The sequence below is a fragment of the Nostoc sp. JL33 genome (genome assembly GCF_017114985.1).
Taxonomy (GTDB): domain Bacteria; phylum Cyanobacteriota; class Cyanobacteriia; order Cyanobacteriales; family Nostocaceae; genus Nostoc.
Genome location: NZ_JABXKP010000052.1, coordinates 128,309 through 150,221 on the forward strand (window position 1 = coordinate 128,309; position 21,913 = coordinate 150,221).

General features: G+C 43.2%; 23 protein-coding genes and 1 tRNA gene. 15 read left to right on the forward strand and 9 right to left on the reverse strand.

Annotated features, from left to right (window positions below; all coding sequences use genetic code 11):
* Positions 1–3: 3 nt before the first annotated feature.
* Positions 4–303, reverse strand: a complete 300-nt coding sequence (locus HWQ23_RS14280) for a 30S ribosomal protein PSRP-3 (protein ID WP_069071048.1) — start codon at positions 301–303, stop codon at positions 4–6.
* A 138-nt stretch (positions 304–441) separates the two neighbouring features.
* Here HWQ23_RS14280 and HWQ23_RS14285 point away from each other — a divergent pair, with 138 nt between their 5' ends.
* From HWQ23_RS14285 to HWQ23_RS14295, 3 genes are all read left to right on the forward strand, one after another.
* Positions 442–912, forward strand: coding sequence for a DUF29 domain-containing protein (locus HWQ23_RS14285; protein ID WP_292829304.1), 471 nt, complete (start codon positions 442–444; stop codon positions 910–912).
* Between the two features lie 75 nt (positions 913–987).
* Positions 988–1,458 (forward strand): DUF29 domain-containing protein, encoded by a 471-nt coding sequence (locus tag HWQ23_RS14290; protein WP_292829306.1) that lies wholly within the window; start codon positions 988–990, stop codon positions 1,456–1,458.
* A gap of 285 nt (positions 1,459–1,743) precedes the next feature.
* On the forward strand, positions 1,744–2,559 hold the full coding sequence (locus HWQ23_RS14295; RefSeq protein ID WP_292829308.1) for a TIGR01548 family HAD-type hydrolase: 816 nt from the start codon (positions 1,744–1,746) through the stop codon (positions 2,557–2,559).
* Positions 2,560–2,609: 50 nt separating this feature from the next.
* Here HWQ23_RS14295 and HWQ23_RS14300 read toward each other — a convergent pair whose 3' ends face one another.
* The 3 genes from HWQ23_RS14300 to ruvB all read right to left on the reverse strand — a co-directional run bounded on the left by HWQ23_RS14300 (position 2,610) and on the right by ruvB (position 5,465).
* Positions 2,610–3,302, reverse strand: a complete 693-nt coding sequence (locus HWQ23_RS14300) for a glycosyltransferase (RefSeq protein ID WP_292829310.1) — start codon at positions 3,300–3,302, stop codon at positions 2,610–2,612.
* Between the two features lie 116 nt (positions 3,303–3,418).
* The gene (locus HWQ23_RS14305) at positions 3,419–4,222 is read right to left on the reverse strand and encodes a tetratricopeptide repeat protein (RefSeq protein WP_292829312.1); all 804 of its coding nucleotides are present in this window, start codon (positions 4,220–4,222) and stop codon (positions 3,419–3,421) included.
* 142 nt (positions 4,223–4,364) lie between these two features.
* The gene (ruvB, locus tag HWQ23_RS14310; RefSeq protein ID WP_292829314.1) at positions 4,365–5,465 is read right to left on the reverse strand and encodes a Holliday junction branch migration DNA helicase RuvB; all 1,101 of its coding nucleotides are present in this window, start codon (positions 5,463–5,465) and stop codon (positions 4,365–4,367) included.
* Positions 5,466–5,689: 224 nt separating this feature from the next.
* Between ruvB and hisF the strand changes: the two genes are divergently transcribed.
* The 5 genes from hisF (at position 5,690) to tsf (ending at position 9,070) form a co-directional block, all read left to right on the forward strand.
* On the forward strand, positions 5,690–6,463 hold the full coding sequence (hisF, locus tag HWQ23_RS14315) for an imidazole glycerol phosphate synthase subunit HisF (protein WP_292829316.1): 774 nt from the start codon (positions 5,690–5,692) through the stop codon (positions 6,461–6,463).
* A 98-nt stretch (positions 6,464–6,561) separates the two neighbouring features.
* Positions 6,562–6,753 (forward strand): hypothetical protein, encoded by a 192-nt coding sequence (locus tag HWQ23_RS14320; RefSeq protein WP_292790028.1) that lies wholly within the window; start codon positions 6,562–6,564, stop codon positions 6,751–6,753.
* A gap of 97 nt (positions 6,754–6,850) precedes the next feature.
* Positions 6,851–6,923: transfer RNA gene (locus HWQ23_RS14325), tRNA-Ala, on the forward strand.
* A gap of 190 nt (positions 6,924–7,113) precedes the next feature.
* Entirely contained in the window at positions 7,114–7,908 is a 795-nt protein-coding gene (gene rpsB, locus HWQ23_RS14330; protein ID WP_292829330.1) for a 30S ribosomal protein S2, read from the forward strand.
* Between the two features lie 217 nt (positions 7,909–8,125).
* A complete protein-coding gene (gene tsf / locus HWQ23_RS14335; RefSeq protein WP_292829332.1) occupies positions 8,126–9,070 on the forward strand; it encodes a translation elongation factor Ts in 945 nt (314 codons plus the stop codon).
* A gap of 2 nt (positions 9,071–9,072) precedes the next feature.
* On the opposite strand, the gene HWQ23_RS14340 is transcribed toward tsf, so the two are convergent.
* Entirely contained in the window at positions 9,073–9,207 is a 135-nt protein-coding gene (locus tag HWQ23_RS14340; RefSeq protein ID WP_292829334.1) for a hypothetical protein, read from the reverse strand.
* 172 nt (positions 9,208–9,379) lie between these two features.
* Between HWQ23_RS14340 and HWQ23_RS14345 the strand changes: the two genes are divergently transcribed.
* The 4 genes from HWQ23_RS14345 (at position 9,380) to HWQ23_RS14360 (ending at position 16,110) form a co-directional block, all read left to right on the forward strand.
* A complete protein-coding gene (locus HWQ23_RS14345) occupies positions 9,380–10,264 on the forward strand; it encodes a hypothetical protein (RefSeq protein ID WP_292829336.1) in 885 nt (294 codons plus the stop codon).
* Positions 10,265–10,373: 109 nt separating this feature from the next.
* Entirely contained in the window at positions 10,374–12,848 is a 2,475-nt protein-coding gene (recG, locus tag HWQ23_RS14350) for an ATP-dependent DNA helicase RecG (protein WP_292829338.1), read from the forward strand.
* Positions 12,849–12,892: 44 nt separating this feature from the next.
* Positions 12,893–13,342, forward strand: a complete 450-nt coding sequence (locus HWQ23_RS14355; RefSeq protein ID WP_292829340.1) for a hypothetical protein — start codon at positions 12,893–12,895, stop codon at positions 13,340–13,342.
* Positions 13,339–16,110 carry a ParA family protein gene (locus HWQ23_RS14360; protein ID WP_292829342.1) on the forward strand — a complete coding sequence of 924 codons (2,772 nt, stop codon included), beginning with the start codon at positions 13,339–13,341 and terminating at the stop codon, positions 16,108–16,110. Before HWQ23_RS14355 ends, HWQ23_RS14360 begins: the two co-directional genes overlap by 4 nt.
* 45 nt (positions 16,111–16,155) lie before the next feature.
* On the opposite strand, the gene HWQ23_RS14365 is transcribed toward HWQ23_RS14360, so the two are convergent.
* The 4 genes from HWQ23_RS14365 to HWQ23_RS14380 form a co-directional block, all read right to left on the reverse strand.
* Entirely contained in the window at positions 16,156–17,097 is a 942-nt protein-coding gene (locus tag HWQ23_RS14365; RefSeq protein ID WP_292829366.1) for a glycosyltransferase family 2 protein, read from the reverse strand.
* Between the two features lie 294 nt (positions 17,098–17,391).
* Positions 17,392–17,853 (reverse strand): hypothetical protein, encoded by a 462-nt coding sequence (locus HWQ23_RS14370; protein WP_292829344.1) that lies wholly within the window; start codon positions 17,851–17,853, stop codon positions 17,392–17,394.
* Positions 17,854–17,968: 115 nt separating this feature from the next.
* The gene (locus HWQ23_RS14375; protein WP_292829346.1) at positions 17,969–19,351 is read right to left on the reverse strand and encodes an aminopeptidase P family protein; all 1,383 of its coding nucleotides are present in this window, start codon (positions 19,349–19,351) and stop codon (positions 17,969–17,971) included.
* A 40-nt stretch (positions 19,352–19,391) separates the two neighbouring features.
* Complete coding sequence (locus HWQ23_RS14380; protein WP_292829348.1) at positions 19,392–19,694, reverse strand: hypothetical protein; 303 nt, start codon at positions 19,692–19,694, stop codon at positions 19,392–19,394.
* Positions 19,695–19,829: 135 nt separating this feature from the next.
* Here HWQ23_RS14380 and HWQ23_RS14385 point away from each other — a divergent pair, with 135 nt between their 5' ends.
* The 3 genes from HWQ23_RS14385 (at position 19,830) to HWQ23_RS14395 (ending at position 21,775) form a co-directional block, all read left to right on the forward strand.
* A complete protein-coding gene (locus HWQ23_RS14385) occupies positions 19,830–20,630 on the forward strand; it encodes a PhzF family phenazine biosynthesis protein (RefSeq protein WP_292829350.1) in 801 nt (266 codons plus the stop codon).
* A 398-nt stretch (positions 20,631–21,028) separates the two neighbouring features.
* The gene (locus tag HWQ23_RS14390) at positions 21,029–21,325 is read left to right on the forward strand and encodes a hypothetical protein (protein WP_292829352.1); all 297 of its coding nucleotides are present in this window, start codon (positions 21,029–21,031) and stop codon (positions 21,323–21,325) included.
* A gap of 9 nt (positions 21,326–21,334) precedes the next feature.
* Entirely contained in the window at positions 21,335–21,775 is a 441-nt protein-coding gene (locus HWQ23_RS14395) for a DUF4332 domain-containing protein (protein WP_292829354.1), read from the forward strand.
* Positions 21,776–21,913 lie beyond the last annotated feature (138 nt).

The window sequence follows — 21,913 nt, forward strand, 5'->3', positions numbered from 1 at the left end:
ATATCAAGCGCTACCTGTGAAGGCAACTTCCGGAAATTTCAACTGAGCTTCTGCCATTGGACGGTTTCTGCCTTCCTCTTGCCAGTAGTTAATCACTTCTGTCGCTTTATTAAGCAACTCGACACGATCCACGTCAGTAATCCAATGTTTGGACTCTAATTCCTTTTTTAACTCTTCCCAGGCATCATTTCTGGGCCAAAAAAAGTACTTAGTCAAGGGACTGGTGCCTTTGCCTACAATTTGATCGACTGCTAGAGCAACGTTCTCGTCTAACCACAGAATTTTCAAAATAAACTTGGTCAATCACACCTCCGGGAATTTCCGGGCATTACTTAATTAGGATAGCGATCGCTTATTTTAACGCAATACTCTATCAAATGACCAAACAGTGATTGAGAATGGTCTACCATAAGGTTTAGTCGGCACTAACTAAAAATGCTTATGACTGCCCAACTGCCCCAATCTCAAACGATATCTGGTTCTTCTTTGTATGAGCAAGACTTTTACCTGTGGATTCAAACCACGGCAGAACTGCTCAAACAAGGTCGGCTGACAGAACTGGATTTAGAGAATCTGATTGAAGAAATTGAAACGATGGGCAGAAGTGAAAAGAAAGCACTCAGAAGCAATTTGGAAGTGGTGCTGATACATCTATTGAAGTATAAATATCAAGCAGACAAGCGCTCTGGTAGTTGGCGAGCCACAATTCGAGAGCATCGCAAACGCCTCAGACAAGCTCTAGAAGAAAGTCCTAGCCTTAAACCCTATTTTGATGAGGTTTTCGGGCTGTGTTATGACGATGCTAGACTCTTGGCTGCTGATGAAACTGAATTGCATCTGGCTATCTTCCCAGAACAGTCCCCTTTTACGCCAGAGCAAGCCCTCAATCCTGATTTTTTACCTGAGTCATAATCTTACCTGATTTAGAAGATTTTGCTGTTAATTTTGAATTTTGAATTTTGAATTTTGAATTCGGAGCGAAGCGACGTGACTGCCCAACTGCCCCAATCTCAAACGATATCTGGTTCTTCTTTGTATGAGCAAGACTTTTACCTGTGGATTCAAACCACGGCAGAACTGCTCAAACAAGGTCGGCTGACAGAACTGGATTTAGAGAATTTGATTGAAGAAATTGAAACGATGGGCAGAAGTGAAAAGCGGGCATTGGAGAGCAATCTGGAAGTGTTGCTGATGCATCTGCTCAAATACCAAATTCAAACTGAAAGACGCTCAAAAAGTTGGCAGTACACAATTTTAGAACACCGCAGGCGAGTCCAAAAGGCACTCAAGGAAAGTCCGAGTTTGAAGCCTTACTTTGATCAGGTTTTTGATGAAAGCTATCAAACGGCTAGACGACTTGCTGTGATTGAAACTGGATTAGACATCGCTACATTCCCAGAACAATCTCCTTTTACACTAGAGCAAGTCCTCGACTCTGATTTTTTGCCGGAGTCATAATTTCACGCTCTTGCTTGGATGCTCCAAGGACACTTATGTAGGACTTACGCAAAACTACACAGCGTAGGGGCAATTCATGAATTGCCCCTACCGTAAAATCAGGGTTTGGGCTATTGTTTGCGTAAGTCCTATTATGAATGCAGATACCGATGAAAGCACTACCCAGAACCCTTTGAGTTATTACCCAATGAAAGTGTAAGTGCTGATGATTTAATTAAGTGATCATTCGGTACACAAAATTGCAAGTTCCTTATGATGATGTAAAACTCTTTTGCTCTCTACCCCATGACTCAACAAACTTCTGCAAAAGCGATCGTTGTTTTCGATATTGATGGCGTTGTACGCGATGTTAGTGGTTCCTATCGCCGTGCGATCGCAGATACCGTAGAACATTTTACTACCCAAGCATATCGTCCAACCCCACTGGATATTGACCAACTGAAGTCTGAAGGTGTGTGGAATAACGATTGGGAAGCATCCCAAGAATTAATTTATCGCTACTTTGAAACCCAAGGACAGACCCGTGAGCAACTGCAACTAGATTACAATGCGATCGTTGCTTTTTTTCAATCGCGTTACCGCGGCCCAGACCCAAATAATTTTACTGGGTATATTTGTAATGAACCTTTATTATTACAACCTAGCTATTTAGAACAACTTACCCAAGCCGGGATTACTTGGGGATTTTTTAGCGGTGCAACTCGTGCTTCCGCTAACTATGTATTAGAAAAACGCTTGGGTTTGGAATCTCCGGTGTTGATTGCGATGGAAGATGCGCCAGGAAAACCTGACCCCACTGGACTTTTCGCTACAGTTCGTGAGTTAGAAAATGGAATTGAGCAAAGATTAGCGATCGTATATGTAGGAGATACGGTAGCAGATATGTATACCGTCGAGAAAGCGCGGGGTCTGGATTCTTCTCGCGTTTGGATTGGTGTAGGGGTTTTACCGCCCCATGTCCAGGAAACAGCGGCGCGTGGTGATGCCTATGGTGAGACACTAATAGCAGCAGGAGCAGCAGTAGTTTTGCGTAATGTGCAGGAATTAACCCCAAGACAGATTCAAGAATTGGTAAGTTCATCTGCCCAATCTGTGGTCTAAGATTAATCAAGCTAGGGGTGCATGAATGACTGGCTGATAACAATCTTGCTTTAAGACCCAGTGTAATGAAAAAACTTAGCTAACCGTTCTCGTGGAAAGTCAAACTCAGCAGGTAGCTGACAGATATGAGCTAGTTTCCCCGCAGCATCTTCACGCTTGACATAAGGTGGTAAATTCCATCGACGACGTTGATTTACTACCAAATCCCAGATTTTTAGTGATAAACGGTCAAGCAAAAAGTTACCTACTTGGTTTCGCTTGCGAAACCACCAAGCTTGGTTGTTGGCCCAAGGTGTAAAGTAGGGAGGAACTGCCTCTTCTCTATTAGTTAGCAGAGCATTACATACAGTAACAAAGGGTATATTTACAAAGTCGGCAATAGTTCCACCGGCAGGCGTTACCTGGTCTACTAATAGGGCTTCTATACCTACCTTAGAGAGTGCTTCTGGTACTTCACGGAAAAGCATGACTGTTTCTTTTTCCAGCCAACTGATCGTAAAACGTAACGCTGGTAATCCACTCATCTCACCCAAGTTTTTATACATTGGTTCCAGACTTCCAAGCGGGAATTCAGCCTCTCCAATCGTGTAAAATTCTAAGCCAGCTTTCTGTACCTTAGTTTGAACATCGGGCATATGAAATAAGGTGACGCGATGACCGCGCCGTTGCAATTCTCTACCCAAAGCACACATCGGGTTGAGATGACCGATCGCAGCAGGACAAAGAATCCCAAAATGAGTCATAGCGAAACCTTCAAAATATGCAAGGGAAATACAAGTATTATCCGCTATTTGGTGCAAAATTTATGGACATAATTTTAGTATCAAACAATCCACAAGGGTATGATGTCTCACAGATGTTACTTGATTTTCAAGAATTTATCTAAAGCTGTAACTAGGCTGGGCGGCCAACGGCGGATATTTTTTACCCAGTCGATATCTTTATAGCGGCTATCAAGTCCATAAGCTGCTACCCAGTTACTTTCAGCTTCACCTTGTTCTCCATTTACCCAGTAGGCTGCTGTAAGGGCAGCACGCATATCAGCAAATTGGGGGTATTTACGGACAATATTTCGCATCTCGCGGATTGCTTGCTCTTTTTGACCAGTTTCATAAAGGGCAAGGGCGTAGTTAGCACGGGCGAAGGCAAAATTCGGGGCTATCTCATTAGATTTTTTGTAGTCCGCGATCGCATCATCCCATTTCCCTAAACCAGCTGTGGCATTACCGCGATTGTTATACGCCATCGCATCATTAGGATCGAGTTCTAAGACATGATTATAATCTGCGATCGCCGAATCCCATTTTCCCATCCCTTCCAACGCCGCCCCCCGATTCAAATATGGATCGGTGACATTCGGCGCTAGTTCTATGGCTTTGTTATAATCTGCCAGCGCTTCTTGCAATTTATTCTGACTCACCCGCGAATTTCCCCGGTTACTCCACGCCCCCGCATTAGTAGGAAATTGCTCAATAATCTTTGTCCAGTAAGTTTCAGCCGTCGCAAAATCACCTTGATTCGTCGCATTAAAAGCTTGGTTTGCCCACTCATCACCTTGTTTTAACTGTTCTTGAGTAATGGGCGGTTGAGATTGTGCCATGACTGGAGTACCCCAGCCAAATATAAGTAACAGACTGAGAAAAATACCAATCAACTTAATCATTTAGGTTTACCTGTCTATGTTGAAGATGGGGAGTGGGGAGTGGGGAGTGGGGAGTAGGGGGAGATGAGGAGGATAAGGGGGACAAGGAGAATAACCAATGCCCATGCCCAATGCCCAATGCCCAATGCCCAATTTCCCATAATTACAATAATGACAACTGTTCATTAGGCGGCGTGAATCCCAAATGCTTATATGCTGCTTTAGTCGCCATCCTCCCACGATGAGTTCTAGTTAAATACCCAATCTGCATGAGGTAAGGTTCGTACACCTCTTCAATTGTTTGAGTATCTTCACCCGTCGCTGCTGCCATTGTTTCCAACCCCACTGGCCCACCGTTAAATTGTTCAATTATTACACTCAGCATCTGGCGGTCTGTCCAATCTAAACCGCAGGGATCTACTTGGAATAGTTGCAGCGCCTCAGATGCAACGCTTTCATTAATCTCACCAGATATTTTTACTTCCGCATAATCACGGACTCGTTTAAGTAACCTGTTAGCAATACGTGGCGTTCCGCGTGAACGACGGGCAATCTCTGTGGCACCATCATCTGTAACGGGAGTTTTGAGTAATTGAGCGGTTCGCAGTACAATTTTAGTCAGTTCGTCAACTTCGTAAAATCGGAGTTTTTGAATTAAACCAAAGCGATCGCGCAGTGGTGAAGTTAAAGCACCCACACGCGTTGTAGCCCCCACTAGGGTAAACTTTGATAGCGGCAAACTTCTGATACGAGCGCCAGAACCCTTACCAATAGTAATATCTAGGCGATAATCTTCCATTGCCGGATAGAGAATTTCCTCCGTCATCCGCGAGAGGCGATGAATTTCATCCACAAATAAAATATCTCCTGGCTTGAGGTTCACCAGTAGCCCGACAATATCTCGTGGACGTTCTAGGGCTGGCGCACTGGTTATTTTGTAATTCACCCCCATTTCCGATGCTAAAATCATGGCCATTGTAGTTTTGCCCAATCCCGGTGGCCCATACAACAGCAAGTGATCCAACACCTCACCACGAGACTTGGCGGCTTTGATAGCAATATCTAGCACATCCTTTAAATCTTTTTGCCCAATGTAATCGGCAAATCGCTGCGGTCGAATACCCTCTTCCTGCTTATCTTGTTCATCAATAGCAGCTTCAGGTTGCAAAATGTTGTCTGTGGAAGGTGCTTTCGCCGACTCCCGACGCTGCTTTGGTTCTCCGTTAGGTTCTGGAGGCTGTTTTTTCGAGGAGATTATCGCCATAATTCAGCTATCTTTTAAGGGACTAGAGGTGGGGAGTGGGGAGTGGGGAGTGGGGATGAGGGAGATGAGGGAGACAAGGAGAATAACCCATGCCCAATGCCCAATGCCCCATGCCCAATGCCCAATGCCCCATGAATAATGCCCGTGAAAATTTTCGTTTGAGAATACCCGCGCCAATTTAAAATTTAAATTCCGGTCAATTACCCAGAAGTACAAAAGTTATTATGTTATCTAAAAGAATCTTACCGTGCTTAGATGTGAAGGCGGGACGGGTTGTAAAAGGAGTTAACTTTGTCAATCTCCAAGATGCAGGCGATCCCGTAGAGCTAGCCAAGGTTTACAACGAAGCCGGTGCTGATGAGTTAGTATTTCTGGATATTACAGCTACTCATGAAGACCGAGCTACTATTTTAGATGTGGTCTACCGCACTGCTGAACAGGTCTTTATTCCATTGACTGTGGGTGGTGGCATTCAATCCTTAGAAAATGTTAAAGCTTTGTTACGAGCGGGCGCAGATAAGGTTAGTATTAATTCTGCGGCAGTGCGGGAACCAGACTTGATTAATCGGGCTAGCGATCGCTTTGGTAATCAGTGCATAGTTGTTGCTATTGATGCCAGGCGCAGAAATAACCCGGACAATCCAGGTTGGGATGTGTATGTGCGCGGTGGCAGGGAAAATACAGGCTTAGATGCCCTACTGTGGGCACAAGAAGTTGAAAAACGCGGGGCTGGAGAACTGCTAGTAACAAGTATGGATGCTGATGGAACCCAAGCCGGGTATGATATCGAGATCACACGGGCAATTGCCGATGCTGTAGAAATTCCCGTCATTGCTTCTGGTGGTGCAGGTAATTGTGAACATATCTACACAGCCCTAACTGAAGGCAAAGCTGAAGCCGCATTACTGGCATCACTGTTACATTACGGGCAATTAAGCGTAGCAGAAATCAAAAATTATTTACGCGATCGCAACGTGCCAGTAAGAACATTGTCCTGAATGACTATTTACCAGTTAATAACATCCATCTGAGGTTAGACACACTTCCTTAAAAGGGTGTTAATATTATTTTACAAGTATTAATAAATATTAAAAATATGTTGATTCCTATTTTACTTTTTGATGTAGCCCTGGTCGCGTGGTCGCTGCACTTAATGGAAAGAGCCTACGAGAGTAAAGAATTTTCTCTCATGTTGGCTGGTACATTAGTTGCTCTAGCTGCTGCTGCCATGTTAGTAGTTTATTTTTTGATGGGGCACTGTATGACCTATTTGTTGCGAGTGTCGTAGAGAGTGCTGAGTGCTAGAGGAGATATTTAAAATTTAGTTTCCACAAAAAGCTTGACAAAGTACCGATAATTAAGCGATTATCTATAATGGATTTTAAGGGGTTATAGCGCAGTTGGTAGCGCACCTCAATGGCATTGAGGGGGTCAGCGGTTCGAATCCGCTTAGCTCCATTCTTAAAACCTACCTACTCAAAACCTAGCAAGGTTATATTTTCTTCCACTCGCTCTGTCAACAAACTATAACTCTTCCGAATATGCTAGCCTAGTATAGTTAACTAATCTCGCACATCTGAGAATTCGGGTGTTTCCCAGTTGGGAAATGCACTTGGATGGAGGTTTAACCCGAATAGGAGTTAGAAATATGCCAGTAGTTTCATTGGCTCAAATGATGGAGTCAGGGGTTCACTTTGGGCATCAGACCCGGCGTTGGAACCCAAAAATGTCTCCTTACATTTATACTTCCCGCAATGGTGTGCATATCATCGACTTGGTGCAAACTGCCCAGTTGATGGATAATGCTTATAACTACATGCGATCGCACGCAGAACAAGGGAAGAAATTTCTTTTCGTCGGCACCAAGCGGCAAGCAGCTGGAATTATTGCCCAAGAAGCCACCCGTTGTGGTTCCCACTATATTAATCAACGCTGGTTGGGCGGAATGTTGACCAACTGGGCAACCATCAAAACACGGGTAGACCGTCTGAAAGATTTAGAACGCCGTGAGGAAACTGGCGCACTAGACTTATTACCGAAAAAAGAAGCCTCAATGCTACGTCGGGAAATGACGAAGCTTCAGAAATACTTGGGCGGCATTAAAACAATGCGGAAAGTGCCCGATATCGTGGTAATTGTAGACCAACGGCGGGAATATAACGCAGTTCAAGAATGCCAAAAGCTGAGTATTCCTATTGTGTCTATGCTGGATACAAACTGTGACCCAGATGTAGTAGATATCCCTATCCCAGCAAACGACGATGCTATCAGGTCAATTAAGCTGATAGTAGGAAAATTGGCGGATGCCATTTATGAAGGTCGTCACGGTCAGCTGGATGCTGAAGAGTATGACGAAGATTACGAAGGCGGTGAGTATGACGAAGACTACGAAGAAACCGAATATACTGACGCCGTAATTCCCGACGAGGAAGTAGAGGAATAAGCAAAGCAGGGGTGAAGCAAGTGTCCGAGGGAGGGCGGTTGTTAGCAGAGTAGCAGCAATCCGCCCTAGCCTGCGGCAATTCGTAGGCTAAGGTAGAGGCGAAAAAACTCATACCTCATAACTTCATTATTTTTTCTCCCCCAGCCCTGAGTAAGATAGAAATACTCAACACCCGTGAGCGATTACAACTCGAGGTCAAGTTAGGAATTGAGGCAACATGGCGGAAATATCTGCAAAACTCGTCCAAGAGCTACGCCAAAAAACTGGTGCCGGCATGATGGACTGCAAAAAAGCGCTGATAGAGACTGATGGCAACGTAGAAGAAGCCGTAGACTGGCTACGGAAAAAGGGCATCTCTAAGGCGGGCGCAAAAAGCGATCGCGTTGCAGCAGAAGGTCTAGTGGACACTTACATTCAGCCCGGTGGTCGGGTGGGTGTACTCATAGAAGTCAACTGCCAAACCGATTTTGTTGCTCGGAACGAGGCTTTTAAAGCTTTAGTTAAGAACCTAGCAAAGCAAGCAGCGACTACTAATAGTGTTGAGTCTTTGTTGGCTCAACCCTATATTGAAAATGAAAGTGCAACTGTAGAAGAATTCATCAAGCAAACTATTGCTACCCTCGGTGAAAACATCCAAGTGCGTCGCTTTATTAATTTTGCACTAGCAGAAGGCACCCAAGGTGTAGTAGACAGCTACATTCACACTGGCGGTCGAGTCGGTGTATTGGTAGAACTGGGTTCTCAAACTGAAGGGGTGGCTTCGAATCAAGAGTTCCAAAGCTTGGCACGGAACACTGCAATGCAAGTTGCAGCTTGTCCCAATGTTGAGTATGTGAGCGTAGATCAAATCCCCACCGAAGTTGCCCAAAAGGAAAAAGACATTGAAATGGGCAAGGACGATTTGGCGAACAAGCCAGATAACATTAAAGAAAAGATTGTTCAGGGACGAATTGAAAAACGCCTGAAAGAATTGACTTTGCTCGATCAACCTTACATTCGCGATCAAAGTATTTCTGTGGAAGACTTGGTGAAGCAAGTGAAGGGGCAATTAGGCGAAGAGATTCAAGTGGCCCGCTTTGTCCGCTATATACTGGGCGAAGGCATTGAAAAGCAAGAAATTAGCTTTGCTGATGAAGTCGCTGCACAAATGGGCACTAAGTAATATTAGTTAGAGACGCGATTAATCGCGTCTGTACAAGAGTTAGGAGTAGAGACGCGATTCATCGCGTCTGTACAGGAGTTAGGAGTAGAGACGCGATTCATCGCGTCTGTTAATAGGAAGTTAGCTTCATAATTCATAACTCCTAACTTATTCAAGGACAGGTCAAGCAAATAGCCTGACCTGTATTTTATTAGTAGAGACGCGAAATATCGCATTTAATTTAAAATCTAAAATCCTCTGGAAAGTTATCCTAAAATAAATTTGTACATTTGTACTATGTAATGGTTCAGATGGGCAAGAACGAAAGATATGGCAAGAGCAATCGAGCGAATTGAACGGGATATTGCAGGACTCAAAGAAGCGATTCAGGCGATCGCAGTAGAACTAGAAACCGCTTATGCTAGTTATCTAAACACCTTGGGGCTAGCTGTACGAAAACAGTTGATTCTGGCGAGTTACCACCTTTGTACTCAGGGGTATCCTGAAAACTTTCTGCATTTGTCATTGAATCAGCGCCAACAATTGCAACAAGCCATCCGCAAGTTGGGCCAATTGGCAGCTGAACAATTGCTCACTTCTATTAAAAGTGAGGGAGATGAGGGAGATGAGGGAGATGAGGGGGATGAGGGGGATGAGGGGGATGAAGGGGATGAAGGGGATGAGGGGGATGAGGGGGATGAGGGGGATGAGGGAGTAATTCCTGTGATCGTGGGCACATCTACGCCTGAGCCTCTTACCCTCGACACCTCTAATCCTATAGAACTGGCAAAATGGCAACAGAACTTAGAAGAGGTCACGCAAGAGATACTGAAAAAACTTTCGCATGATGCTAATCTTTTATTACAAAAAGCTGGGATATTACCCAAAAAATTACCAGAACCGATTTTAGCGGCGGCGGCGGCGGCATCAGAAGCATCTGCCGAGGTAATGCCAGGGCCACCCAACTTATTAAACTTAGTAATTGAAATTGAAAATGAGCAGCAGTCAGAAGATTCGGGACTGACGCAAATCATGGCTATTAACCTGCGGCTAGGCGAAATTGAATTTGCTGATGTGACACTCTCCTCTGAGCGTAGGCAAATCCGCAGTATTTTAGTTCAGCTAAACAAGCTAGGACGAGAGTATCAAAAGAAACATCGAGAAAGAGCGATCGCTGAAGCTGAAGCTGCATGGCGTGCTAGTTGGTTTGAATAAAGTTATGAGTTATGAATTATGAGTTATGAGTAATTTACTGCTAACTCCTAACTTCTGTACAGACGCGATTAATCGCGTCTCTACTCCTCACTCCTAACCCTGCTGACCAATGACTAATGAAAAACCAGATTGGATACGATTGCACAAAGCCCTGGCAATAGAAGCCGAACGTGGCTTTACAGATTTGGTGGGCAAACAATACCGCTTCAGTGAATTTCTGAGCCTAACTTTGGGCAAATTCCCCACAGGCTTACCCCAAACTGAACGCCGCCGTTGGCAAGGACTAGCGGTGCAATTTGCTAGTTATCCACATCTAGCACAGGAAGAAAGACAACATTTAGTAGCAGAGACTCGCAGGTATCTCTCCCAACTACAGCAAGAGGAGCAGGGGGAGCAGAGGAGCAGGGGAGCAGGGGAGCAGGGGAAAAAAATCCAAAATCCAAAATCTCCAATTGTTGCTGAGGTGAGTCGGACGCTTGCCCCGAAAATTGAGCAAAAACTCAGTGATTTACCAGAAATAGGCTTCAAAAAAGCTGGTAATTTGGCACGGCTTGGTTTACAAACCGTCCGCGACTTGCTTTTCTACTATCCCCGTGACCACATTGATTATGCGCGTCAGGTGAATATCCGCGAGTTACAGGCGGGTGAGACGGTGACAATAGTCGCTACAGTGAAGCGTTGCAACTGCTTTAGTAGTCCCAAAAATCAGAAATTATCAATTTTAGAACTAATCGTCAAAGATAACAGTGGTCAAATCAAAATTGGTCGTTTTTACGCAGGTACGCGCTTTAGCAGTCGCGCTTGGCAAGAAAGTTTAAAACGCCGTTATCCAGTAGGTAGTATTCTGGCGGCGTGTGGGTTGGTGAAAGAAAGTAAATATGGCTTGACACTGGATAATCCCGAACTAGAGGTTTTGGCAAATCCAGGAGATTCGATTGAGTCGCTGAATATTGGGCGGGTGGTACCAATTTATGGACTGACTGAGGGCGTGGTGGCGAATACAGTGCGACAGGCGGTAATTGCTGTTTTGCCTGCTGCGGCTAACCTGAAAGACCCCTTGCCAAGTGGTTTGCGACAGAAGTATGGTTTGATGGAATTGAAAGATGCGATCGCTAACATCCATTTTCCCAGTGATAGCGCCGCTCTACAAGTTGCCCGTCGTCGCCTAGTCTTTGATGAATTTTTCTACCTGCAACTTGGGTTACTGCAACGTCAGCAGCAAGCAAGGGCGATTCAAACCAGCGCCATCCTTGTACCACGCGGTCAACTTGTAGAGAAATTCCATGAAATACTACCTTTTCAACTCACTGGCGCACAGCAACGAGTCCTCAACGACATTCTCAACGATTTACAAAAACCTGTGCCGATGAATCGTTTGGTGCAAGGCGATGTCGGTTCTGGTAAAACGGTTGTCGCCGTGCTGGCTATCCTCGCAGCAATTCAATCTGGCTACCAAGCGGCGTTGATGGCTCCTACAGAAGTTTTGGCAGAACAACACTATCGCAAGTTAGTTGGTTGGTTTAACCTACTGCATTTACCAGTGGAATTACTGACAGGTTCTACCAAAACTGCTAAACGAAGACAAATACATTCTCAGTTAGGAACTGGTGAATTACCTCTGTTAGTGGGAACCCATGCCTTAATTCAAGACCCCGTAAACTTCCATCAACTGGGGTTAGTGGTGATTGATGAGCAGCATCGCTTTGGAGTAGAACAACGGGCGCGTTTGCAGCAAAAAGGCGAGCAACCCCATGTGTTAACTATGACAGCTACTCCGATTCCCAGAACCTTAGCACTGACGATACACGGGGATTTGGATGTCAGCCAAATTGATGAGTTACCACCAGGACGACAAAAGATTCAAACAACAGTCTTGTCAGGTCAGCAACGCAACCATGCTTACGACCTGATCCGCCGAGAAATTGCCCAAGGTAGACAAGTTTACGTGGTTTTGCCGTTAGTGGAAGAATCAGAAAAACTGGATTTGCGATCGGCAACTGAGGAGCATCAAAAGTTACAAGAAAGCGTTTTTCCCGACTTTCAAGTGGGACTGCTGCACGGTCGCATGAGTTCAGCCGATAAGGATGAAGCGATTACCAAATTTCGTGATAACCAAACGCAAATTTTGGTTTCTACTACCGTTATTGAGGTTGGTGTAGACGTACCTAATGCTACAGTCATGCTCATTGAAAATGCCGAGCGATTTGGCTTATCACAACTGCACCAACTACGGGGGCGTGTCGGTCGTGGCGCGGCTCAGTCTTACTGTCTATTGATGAGCAGTTCTAGGAGTCCTGATGCTCAACAACGGTTGAAGGTATTGGAACAATCTCAGGATGGTTTTTTCATCTCAGAGATGGATATGCGTTTTCGTGGCCCTGGGCAAGTGCTGGGAACTCGGCAATCTGGGGTGCCAGATTTTACGTTAGCCAGCTTGGTTGAAGATGAAGAAGTTTTACTTTTGGCACGGCAAGCAGCAGAGAAAATTATAGAGATGGATGTTACTTTAGAGCGTTGGTATTTGATGAAAGAAGAGTTGAAGTATCGGTATGAGCGGTTGATGGGTGGGGCGATTTTGACATAGTATATCTGAGTTAATGCTTAGTTAGTTAGACTACAAATAGCATAATGGTAATTCCGTTTACAGATAGAGAAATAGAGAAAGCTTGGCGAGATAATTGGTCTGCTTCTTGTAAGACGCCACGATCTAACGCTCATCGGTTACTCTTATTTTATGCAGTTGAATGTGGTTTGAAAGCAGTTTTGATGAAAAGGGGAAAACCACGAACAAATCGTACCGATTTATGTATAGATATTGCTCAATGCCAACATGATGTGAACAAGCTACTAGATTGTTTGTCTGCTGGCAACAATTTGAAATTACCAGCACAGTTAACTATGAAACCAATAAAAGGTAAAAGTGGCAAGGATGATGAAAGAAAATTTACTCCTGGAGAAGTTAACCAAATGTGGCGATATGGTGGATGCTCTTCATTAGCAGATACAACCGATGAAGAATTAGAAAATAAATTGTTAGAAATTGTCAAATGGATTGATGGAGAACTTAAAAGACTATGAAATCTCTGAGACTACTAACATGGCTTGATGTCAGAAGAACTATTTGCCGCAAAACCCACTATGGCAGCAAACTACCAGATGGAGTAGTAAGAATTCGTTGTTTCTCAGATGCCTTAGAAATTGGTCTGAAAAATGACCAGAGTATAGAAAACGCCAATAATACCTTAAAAGAATGGTTTGGCGACTGGTATCAAGAAGATCAGTCTATTATACAACTTGATCTTGGTGACGCTACATTACCAGTGGAATTTATTCTCGGAGAAAAAGCATCTACAATCGATATTTCTATACGTCCATTTTGGGAAGAAATTGCTTATATTGAAAATGATTCAGAAATAAAAAATGTAATAGAAAAACAAGTTAAGCTTCCAGATGCATATACTGAAAAACCTAATCTAATAGCCTTTTATTCTTTCAAAGGTGGTGTAGGTAGAACATTAAATTTAGCAGCGCATCTTTTTGCCTTACTAGATAGAGCTAAAGAACTAGATTTGTCTATTAATGTATTGGTTATTGATGCTGATTTAGAAGCTCCTGGTCTTACCTATTGGAATCGTTCAGAAAAGCAGCAACCATCTGTTTCTTTAATTGATTTTCTTGAAGTTTATCACTATTCTCCTATTGAAAGAGAACAAACACTTTCATTATTTGCCAGAGAAGTTAAGAAATCTTCTAAATATGAAGGAAAGTCAACTGTCTATTTTTTACCTGCCTGTCTTGATGATGATCAGCTATTAGATACACCTATTCTGCCAGAGCAGTTGGTTAGAAGTCCAGACGGCGCTTGGGAATGGGGTAATGCTATTCATAGTCTAGGTAAGGCTGTTGGTGCTGACTATGTGTTCATTGATTTGAGAGCGGGTTTGAGTGAAATATCCAGCCCCATCATTTTTGATCCTAGAATTCAGCGCTTTCTTGTGACAACAATCACTGAGCAATCAGTCATAGGTACAAGTCTTGTTTTAGAGCAAATTGGTAGAGTTGCACCGCCAGAAGAAAGAGTTGATGATAAAAGCTATTACGAGCCGTGTTTATTAATTAGTATGTTAATGCCAGAACTAAAGTCTTTACCAGCCTTTGAAGATGCATTGGTGAGATTTCAGTCTGCTTATGCACAGCCAGAAGAAGATAATTTATATGCTACAAGATTGGAAATCAAAGAAACCTATTTTGCCCAAGAATTACTATACATTAACAATTGGGAAGATTCTCGATTAAAACTAAGTCCAACTTCAGTGATGAATGTAGCAAAGGAGTGGGCTAAAGAACAGTTGGTTATACCGAATGAGCAGGAATTACAGTCAAAATCTACAAAAGAGCATCAAGAAATTGTTGAGGTTCGTAGACTCAGAGATTTGTGTCAGCAATATGAGTATGCTGAACAAGGGCGGGGAGAAGATTTATTAGTAACAGAACCATTGAAGAATTTAGCTACCAATTTTCGAGATGAATTACCTCATGTCGTATCAATTGGAGCTAAAGGTGCGGGAAAAACGTTTAACTATATACAGTTGTCACGTTTTAAATACTGGGAAAGTTTTTTAAATCGTATAGATAATACAATTCAGGAATCAGAAATAAAAACACATATCTTTCCTTTCCTTGAATCAAGTAACATTAAAGATAATGCAAAAATTGTGATTAACGAAGCTAGAAATGAGGCGATATCAGCTTTGGGAGATAGTGTTCCTGAGTTTCTACCTTCAGAATATGTAGATAGAATTAAAAGAGCAATTGCGGCTGAAAACTGGAGTGAACCAGAATGGACGGAATTCTGGATTAATCAAATTGCAAAAGCTATAGGTGTGAATCCTGAAACACATAGTCCTAATATTCTTAGCATCATAAATCGTGATTTGAAAGATAGAGGCTTACGTATTATCTTTCTATTTGATGGATTAGAGGATATATTCCCAAACATTGCATCCAGCAATCAAGAAAAAATTGCTTTAAAAGCTTTGATTGATGATTTACCAAAGAGATTATCAGAAATTAGGCAGTCTAACCTTGGGGTAATAATTTTTCTGCGCCGTGATTTCCTGCGTTATACAATTACTCAAAACTTAAAACAGTTTGAAAATCTTTACCTTTCGTATGATCTATCTTGGGATCAAGATTCTTTTCTGCGTCTAGTCTTTTGGATATGCAGCCAGTCTCAAGTAATAGATGCATCTCTAGCAGAGATTAACAGTTTAAATAAACAGAATATTATAGAGCGATTAGAAAAATTATGGGGTAAAAGGCTAGGTTCAGATAACTCGAAAGAAGCATATACAGCTTCCTGGATATTTGCAGCTTTAACAGATTTTAATGGTAGGCTTCAGGCGAGAGATATTGTTCGTTTATTGTTCCACGCAGCCGATATTACTGTAGAAATAACTAAAGAAGTACAATTTGAAAAGTGGTCTACGAGCCGTCTTTTACCTCCTCAAGCTATTCGCCGCTCTCTTAAGTCATGTAGTGAAAAGAAGGTGGAAGAAGCCAAGGAAGAATATCTATCTTTCAAAACTTGGGTTGAGGAAATACTACCTAAATATCCCCCTTCTGAACGAAGAATTCCTTTTGGAGTAGAACAGTTTGAAATGGATCAGCCGACAGTAAGAATGCTAGAGGAAATGGGGGTTATTTACGAAGATAAGGAAAAGGATAGCGAGGCACGATTTTATATGCCAGAAATCTTCCGCGAAGGTTTAGGTTTTTCAGGTACAGGAGCAAGACCTCGGATACTAGTTTTGAAGCGTAAGGTATTAGGAAAAGGGATTTTGTAATTTTACTTATGTGTTATACCTAATTCTGTACTCCTTACTTTTTAATCATGATACTTGCTGCATTTCGGCATAGGCTTGATAAACACCTTTCACGTTGTACCAATTGAGAAAAATTCGGGCAATTTCTAAAGCTAATTGAGGTTTACCTAAGTTAATTAGCCATTGCAAAAATGGAGCCATTGTCCGTTCATTTAGCGCACCATTGACTGAAAGAATACCCCAAAGTAAGCGATGCAGCCAAGTCATTTGAATCATCATTCGCACTTCCCATGTGGGATGTTTTTGATAAAACAAAACTCCCATACGTCCGCGTTGAATTTCTTGATCAATTAATCGGGGAATTTGCTCTAATTTAAATGGTGGATGCCAGTGATATCCTACGGCTTCTGGACATTTAATTAATGTTAAACCTAGTTTTTTCAGCCGCACACCTAATTCTAAATCTTCCCAGCCATAGAGTTGGAAACTGGTGTCAAAAAGTCCGGCTTTCTCTAGCCAATGTTTAGGAATTGCGACATTTCCCGTAGCAAAAAAAGCTGCTGAAAAATCTGTTACTTTGTAGGGTTCAGCAGTTGGATTGTCGAAATTGCAAGTATTAATAACTGCACCGTAAGTGAAAAAGCGATCGCTCCCCAATTTCTCCTGTCCCTGCATTAGTGCATTAGCGTGAGCTTGCAGGAAATTATCCAGCACCACTAAATCACTATCAATAAAGATAATTGTATCTCCCAGCGCCTTTTCTACTCCCAAATTCCGAGCGGCAGCTGGGCCAGCATGATCTTGCTGAAACCATTGGACATGGGGAAACTCTTCTTTGTATTCTGTCAACCAATCCAATGTGCCATCAGTAGAACCATCATCCACCAAAACAATCTCGTAACGAGAAACTGCACTTGGCTGACTTAACTCCTGCATCTCCAAGGCGCGGAGGCACTTTTCTAAAATTGGTTGGCGATTATAAGTCGGTATCACAACGCTGAAAAACACAGTCTCACCCACAACAGTATTTACCCATCTCCAGGATAGGACAGATACGACACTGACACTGTTCCTTACTTGATTCTGGTTACAGAAATGCTGAATCTGCCGATGATATCAGGTTCTCCAACAAATAAATTACTACTACTTGTTGGGTGGGACGAAAAGCCCGCCCGTAGCCAAGGGCGGACAAGATGTCCACCCCACAAGATTGGATAATTTATTTCTTGGAAGTCCTTTAAGTAGCTACAACATTTGAAAACTACTGTAATCGCCTTTTTATGATTGAGTTGCTGCTGGTTTTTAACGCTGTTGTTGGTAAAAGCGGACAACTTTTTGCACATAGTCAGCAGTGAAGCCTTTTTCACAACCTGTATAGCTACCAGTCATCCACCAACAAGCTGCACCACGCACAGATGCAATTTCATTATTATTGGTGGCGCGAAACTGATTGCTTAACTCACGGCGTGTAATACAGGATATAACTTGACGAGCGATCGCGGGGCTGTTTTCAAACTGCGTCGGTGTTATTTCTCGTTTGAGACAAGTTTTTGACCAGCCTTTGAGAGTTTCTGGTTTAACTTGCCATTCGCTGTAAAGTCCATCGTTGGCATTTTTTGTCTGCGGTGCAGCCCGTCGCAACGCTTCTACCATCGCCGCAACTTGGGTATTAGAAACCGGCTGCTGTGCTTGAGCTAATAATGGCAATAGTCCGAAACTGACAATAACTCCGTTAACTAGTAATCTTATGGGGTTTTTGATCATGAATTTGGAATTATATAAAATATCACGAGAATACTATATTTTATGTGATTTCAAAACCCTTGTAGAGACGTTGCATTGCAACGCCTCTACATCTAATCAGCAACGCCCATATTTTTTAACAACTGACTAAATCTTCTACAGCACTAGCACTATTTGGTAATGCGGCTGTTAAAACTTCGCTACCTTCGGTTGTAACTAAAACATCATCTTCGATGCGGATTCCGCGCACATCGGCAAATTGTGATAAACGTTGCCAATTCACGACATTATGATATTTTGAGCGCAGATTGGCATCATTTAAAATTGCTGGTACTTGATAAAAACCAGGCTCAATTGTGACTAACATTCCTAGACGCAGGGGACGATTTAAACGCAGGTAGCCTAAGCCAAAGCGATCGCTCCTTTCACGCCCCTCTTCATACCCTGCTAAATCGCCCAAATCTTCCAGATCATGGACATCTAAACCCAGGAGATGACCAATACCATGAGGGAAAAACAGCGCGTGAGCATCCATTTTTACTAAATCTTCGGGATTTCCTTGTAAAATGCCTAACTCTACTAAACCTTCAGCGATGACCGTGGCAGCTAGTAGATGAATATCCCCATACTCTACACCAGGATGTATTCTGGCAATGCAAGCATCATGGGCTGCCAATACGACATTATAAATATCTCTCTGGGTTGATGAAAATTTACCAGAAACTGGCCATGTGCGGGTGACATCACCTGCCCAACCCGTCTGGGTTTCAGCGCCAACATCCGCAAGCAGTAAATCACCTGCTTGTAGGGGGTGATGATATTGTTCGTTATGCAAAACTTCACCGTGAACGGTGACAATACTGTTGTAGGAAGTGGTCATATTGTGGGCAATAATTACCCCTTCGATCGCTGCACGAACTTCTGCTTCCAGCTTCGCTTTAGGTGTTGCAGCCATACCAGCTTTGTGCGCTTCTACAGTGACAGCAGCAGCTTTTCGCAACTCGGTTAATGCAGCATGATCATGAGTCAGGCGGAGAGAAACGATCGCCTTGGCTAACTCTAAGTCAATTCCTTCGGGAGGACTTTGTGGTAAAACCCATCTATTTAATAGCTGCGTCTGCTGTGTCCAAGTAGCGGCATCTTGTACAGCAAGTGTGGCGGCATTTTCTACCCAAGACTCTAATTCTGCCATTGGTCGAGCCACATCCGCCCCAATCTTCTGGGCTATTTCCTCGCGCGTTGGCATTTCTCCATGCCAAAGGGCGCTGGTGGGTGAAGGATCGTCGATGAATAGTTCTAGCTTACCCGCTTCTAGACGAATTGCCGCGTTTGATAATGGCAGTCCGGCGAAGTAGAGGAAATGACTGCTAGCGCGAAACACAAAGGGATTTGCGGGAAAGTTGCGCGGAGTGTTGCTACCTGACCAGAGAATTGCTGGAAAATTAATCAGGTTGGCTAATTGTTGCCGTCGGAGGCGTAAAGTATCGATTAGGGAAGTAGAAGTTTGTTGGATAAGCATAAATGGAAACTCAAACAAAAGGTGATAGTTTTGCCTTTATTTAGTCGTTATCTTCTTTATCGTCATCGTTTTTATCATCTTTGCGATCGCCATGTTTGTCGTCGCCTTTTTTATCATCCTTGCGATCGCGATGTTTGTCGTCGTCATCTTTGTCGTTCTGCTTTACCTGGTTAGGCTGTTGGGTAGGCGGTTGTAGGACTGGTTTTTGTTGCTCAGGTGGAGTAACTGGTTGCGGTACTTCAACAGCACAACTAACTAATGCTCCAGAAATTAGCCCTAAGTTGACAGCAGCAAAGATGCTTCTGAAGATTTTTATCCTTATGTTTCCGTTTTGCTTTAGCATTCACTCTAGTTTTTAGAGATTGTATCCCTAATTTATAAATCAATACAGTTCAGGTAAATCGGAAAAAAAATTTCAATCTATGTAAACAAATATAAATTAACGTAGTTATAAATATTTTCACTTCCGGTGACTCTAATGGGACAAATCATTACTCAAGTTGATGCTTTCACCAATACACCTTTCGCTGGTAATCCTGCTGCTGTCTGTGTTTTGCCTACTCCCGAAGAGGAACGCTGGATGCAGAACGTAGCGCAGGAGATGAATTTATCTGAAACGGCTTTTCTAGTTAGACAAGATGATGGCTTTAATCTGCGTTGGTTTACGCCCACGGTGGAAGTACCGCTTTGTGGTCATGCAACTTTAGCTAGTGCCCATGTACTTTGGTCAGAAGGGCATTTGTCACCTGATGAAGTTGGGCGTTTCTACACCAAAAGCGGAGTGCTGATTGCTAAGTTACAAGGTGAGTGGATTGAGTTAAATTTTCCTGTGAATCATTCACAAGCAACGATCGCTCCTCCAGAACTCAAGGCTGCTTTGGGTGTACCATACAAATCTGTCTTGCAGAATTCACTAGGTTATTTAGTGGAATTGGAATCGGAAGATTTGGTGCGGCAAATGCAGCCTAATTTTCAACTCCTAAAAACGTTGCCTGTTTGTGATGTTATTGTCACCAGTGTTACGCACCCTGATACAAATTATGATTTCATCTCTCGCTTCTTTGCACCAGGAGTAGGTATTAATGAAGACCCCGTTACTGGGGCTGCCCATTGTTGCCTTGCTGCGTTCTGGCGCGATCGCTTGCACAAAGATGAGTTTTTGGCTTATCAAGCATCCAGTCGCGGTGGGGTGGTGAAGGTGTATTATAACGGGGGCGATCGCGTCTTACTGGGCGGACAAGCGGTAACTGTGATCCGAGGCGAGTTAATTACCGGATAAACCTAATATTACAAATTAATTGCATCCGGCTAACTGGGCTGCGCTTTTCGGAATTGGGATCATCAGCTTCCTGCAATCCACTTTAGACGAGCAAAAGTTGAGATATTTTAAACTCATTTTAACGTCAGCTATGCGAGAAAGACGCGTCTTTCTCGCCGGACAAGTAAGCTGTTCCACATTTAACTTGCTCCCATTAGGGCGGGCAAGATGTCCACCCCACAAGAGTTCTGTTTAATTCGGTTATGCAAATTAGATGTTTTTCAGCTTAGTAACTATTATCCAAGGCGAGTAGGGGCACAGCATTGCTGTGCCCTTACAGTGTGGTCTATTTACTTTTCAGTCTCCAAACCTCTAGAGAAGTGCGGTGGAAAATACTAACCATTGACTCTACCTAATTTTTGCAAGCCGATGCAATGGCATTACCACCCGATGCAATGGCATTACCACCCGATGCAATGGCATTACCAGCCGATGCAATGGCATTACCAGCCGATGCAATGGCATTAACAGCCGATGCAATGGCATTACCACCCGATACAATGGCATTACCACCCGATACAATGGCATTACCAGCCGATACAATGGCATTGTCAGAGGTTTGGTTAAGATCGCACGCCAAAACAAATACTGGCATTGCAAGAGCATACTTTTGCAAAGAAGCGACTGTGACAAAATTTAAACAAACTTATATTTGAATTTCAAAAATGTCTGCTAAACATACAAATAGTAGAAGTCCTATCCAATCTCGTGACTGGCCAATTGAGCAATTACCTGGATTGAGCCACGAGGAACAATCTCAACTGCAAAATTGTGGAATTACTACCACAGCAGGGCTAATCAAACAAGGGAAGACTCTAGAGGAAAGAGTAGCGTTAGCTAATAAACTACAAATTCATCTTCAGTATGTAAATAAATGGATAGCTTTGGCTGACTTGGCGCGTATTCCTAGTGTAGGGACACAATATTGTGGTTTATTGCTCCATGCGGGTATTGGTTCTTTAGCACAGTTAGCTCAAACTCCGACTCACAGATTGCACCAACAAATTATGCGCTTGCAAGTAGCAACAATGCAGCGACGAGATTTGTGTCCAGCAATTGAGTTAGTACAACAGTGGAGTCAGCAAGCCAAAGCAATCATTAGTTAGGAGTTAGGAGTTAGGAGTTAGGAGTTGGGAGTTAGGAGTTAGGAGTTAGGAGTTAGGAGTTAGGAGTTAGGAGTTAGGAGTTGGGAGTTAGGAGTTGGGAGTTAGGAGTTAGGAGTTAGGAGTTAGGAGTTAGGAGTT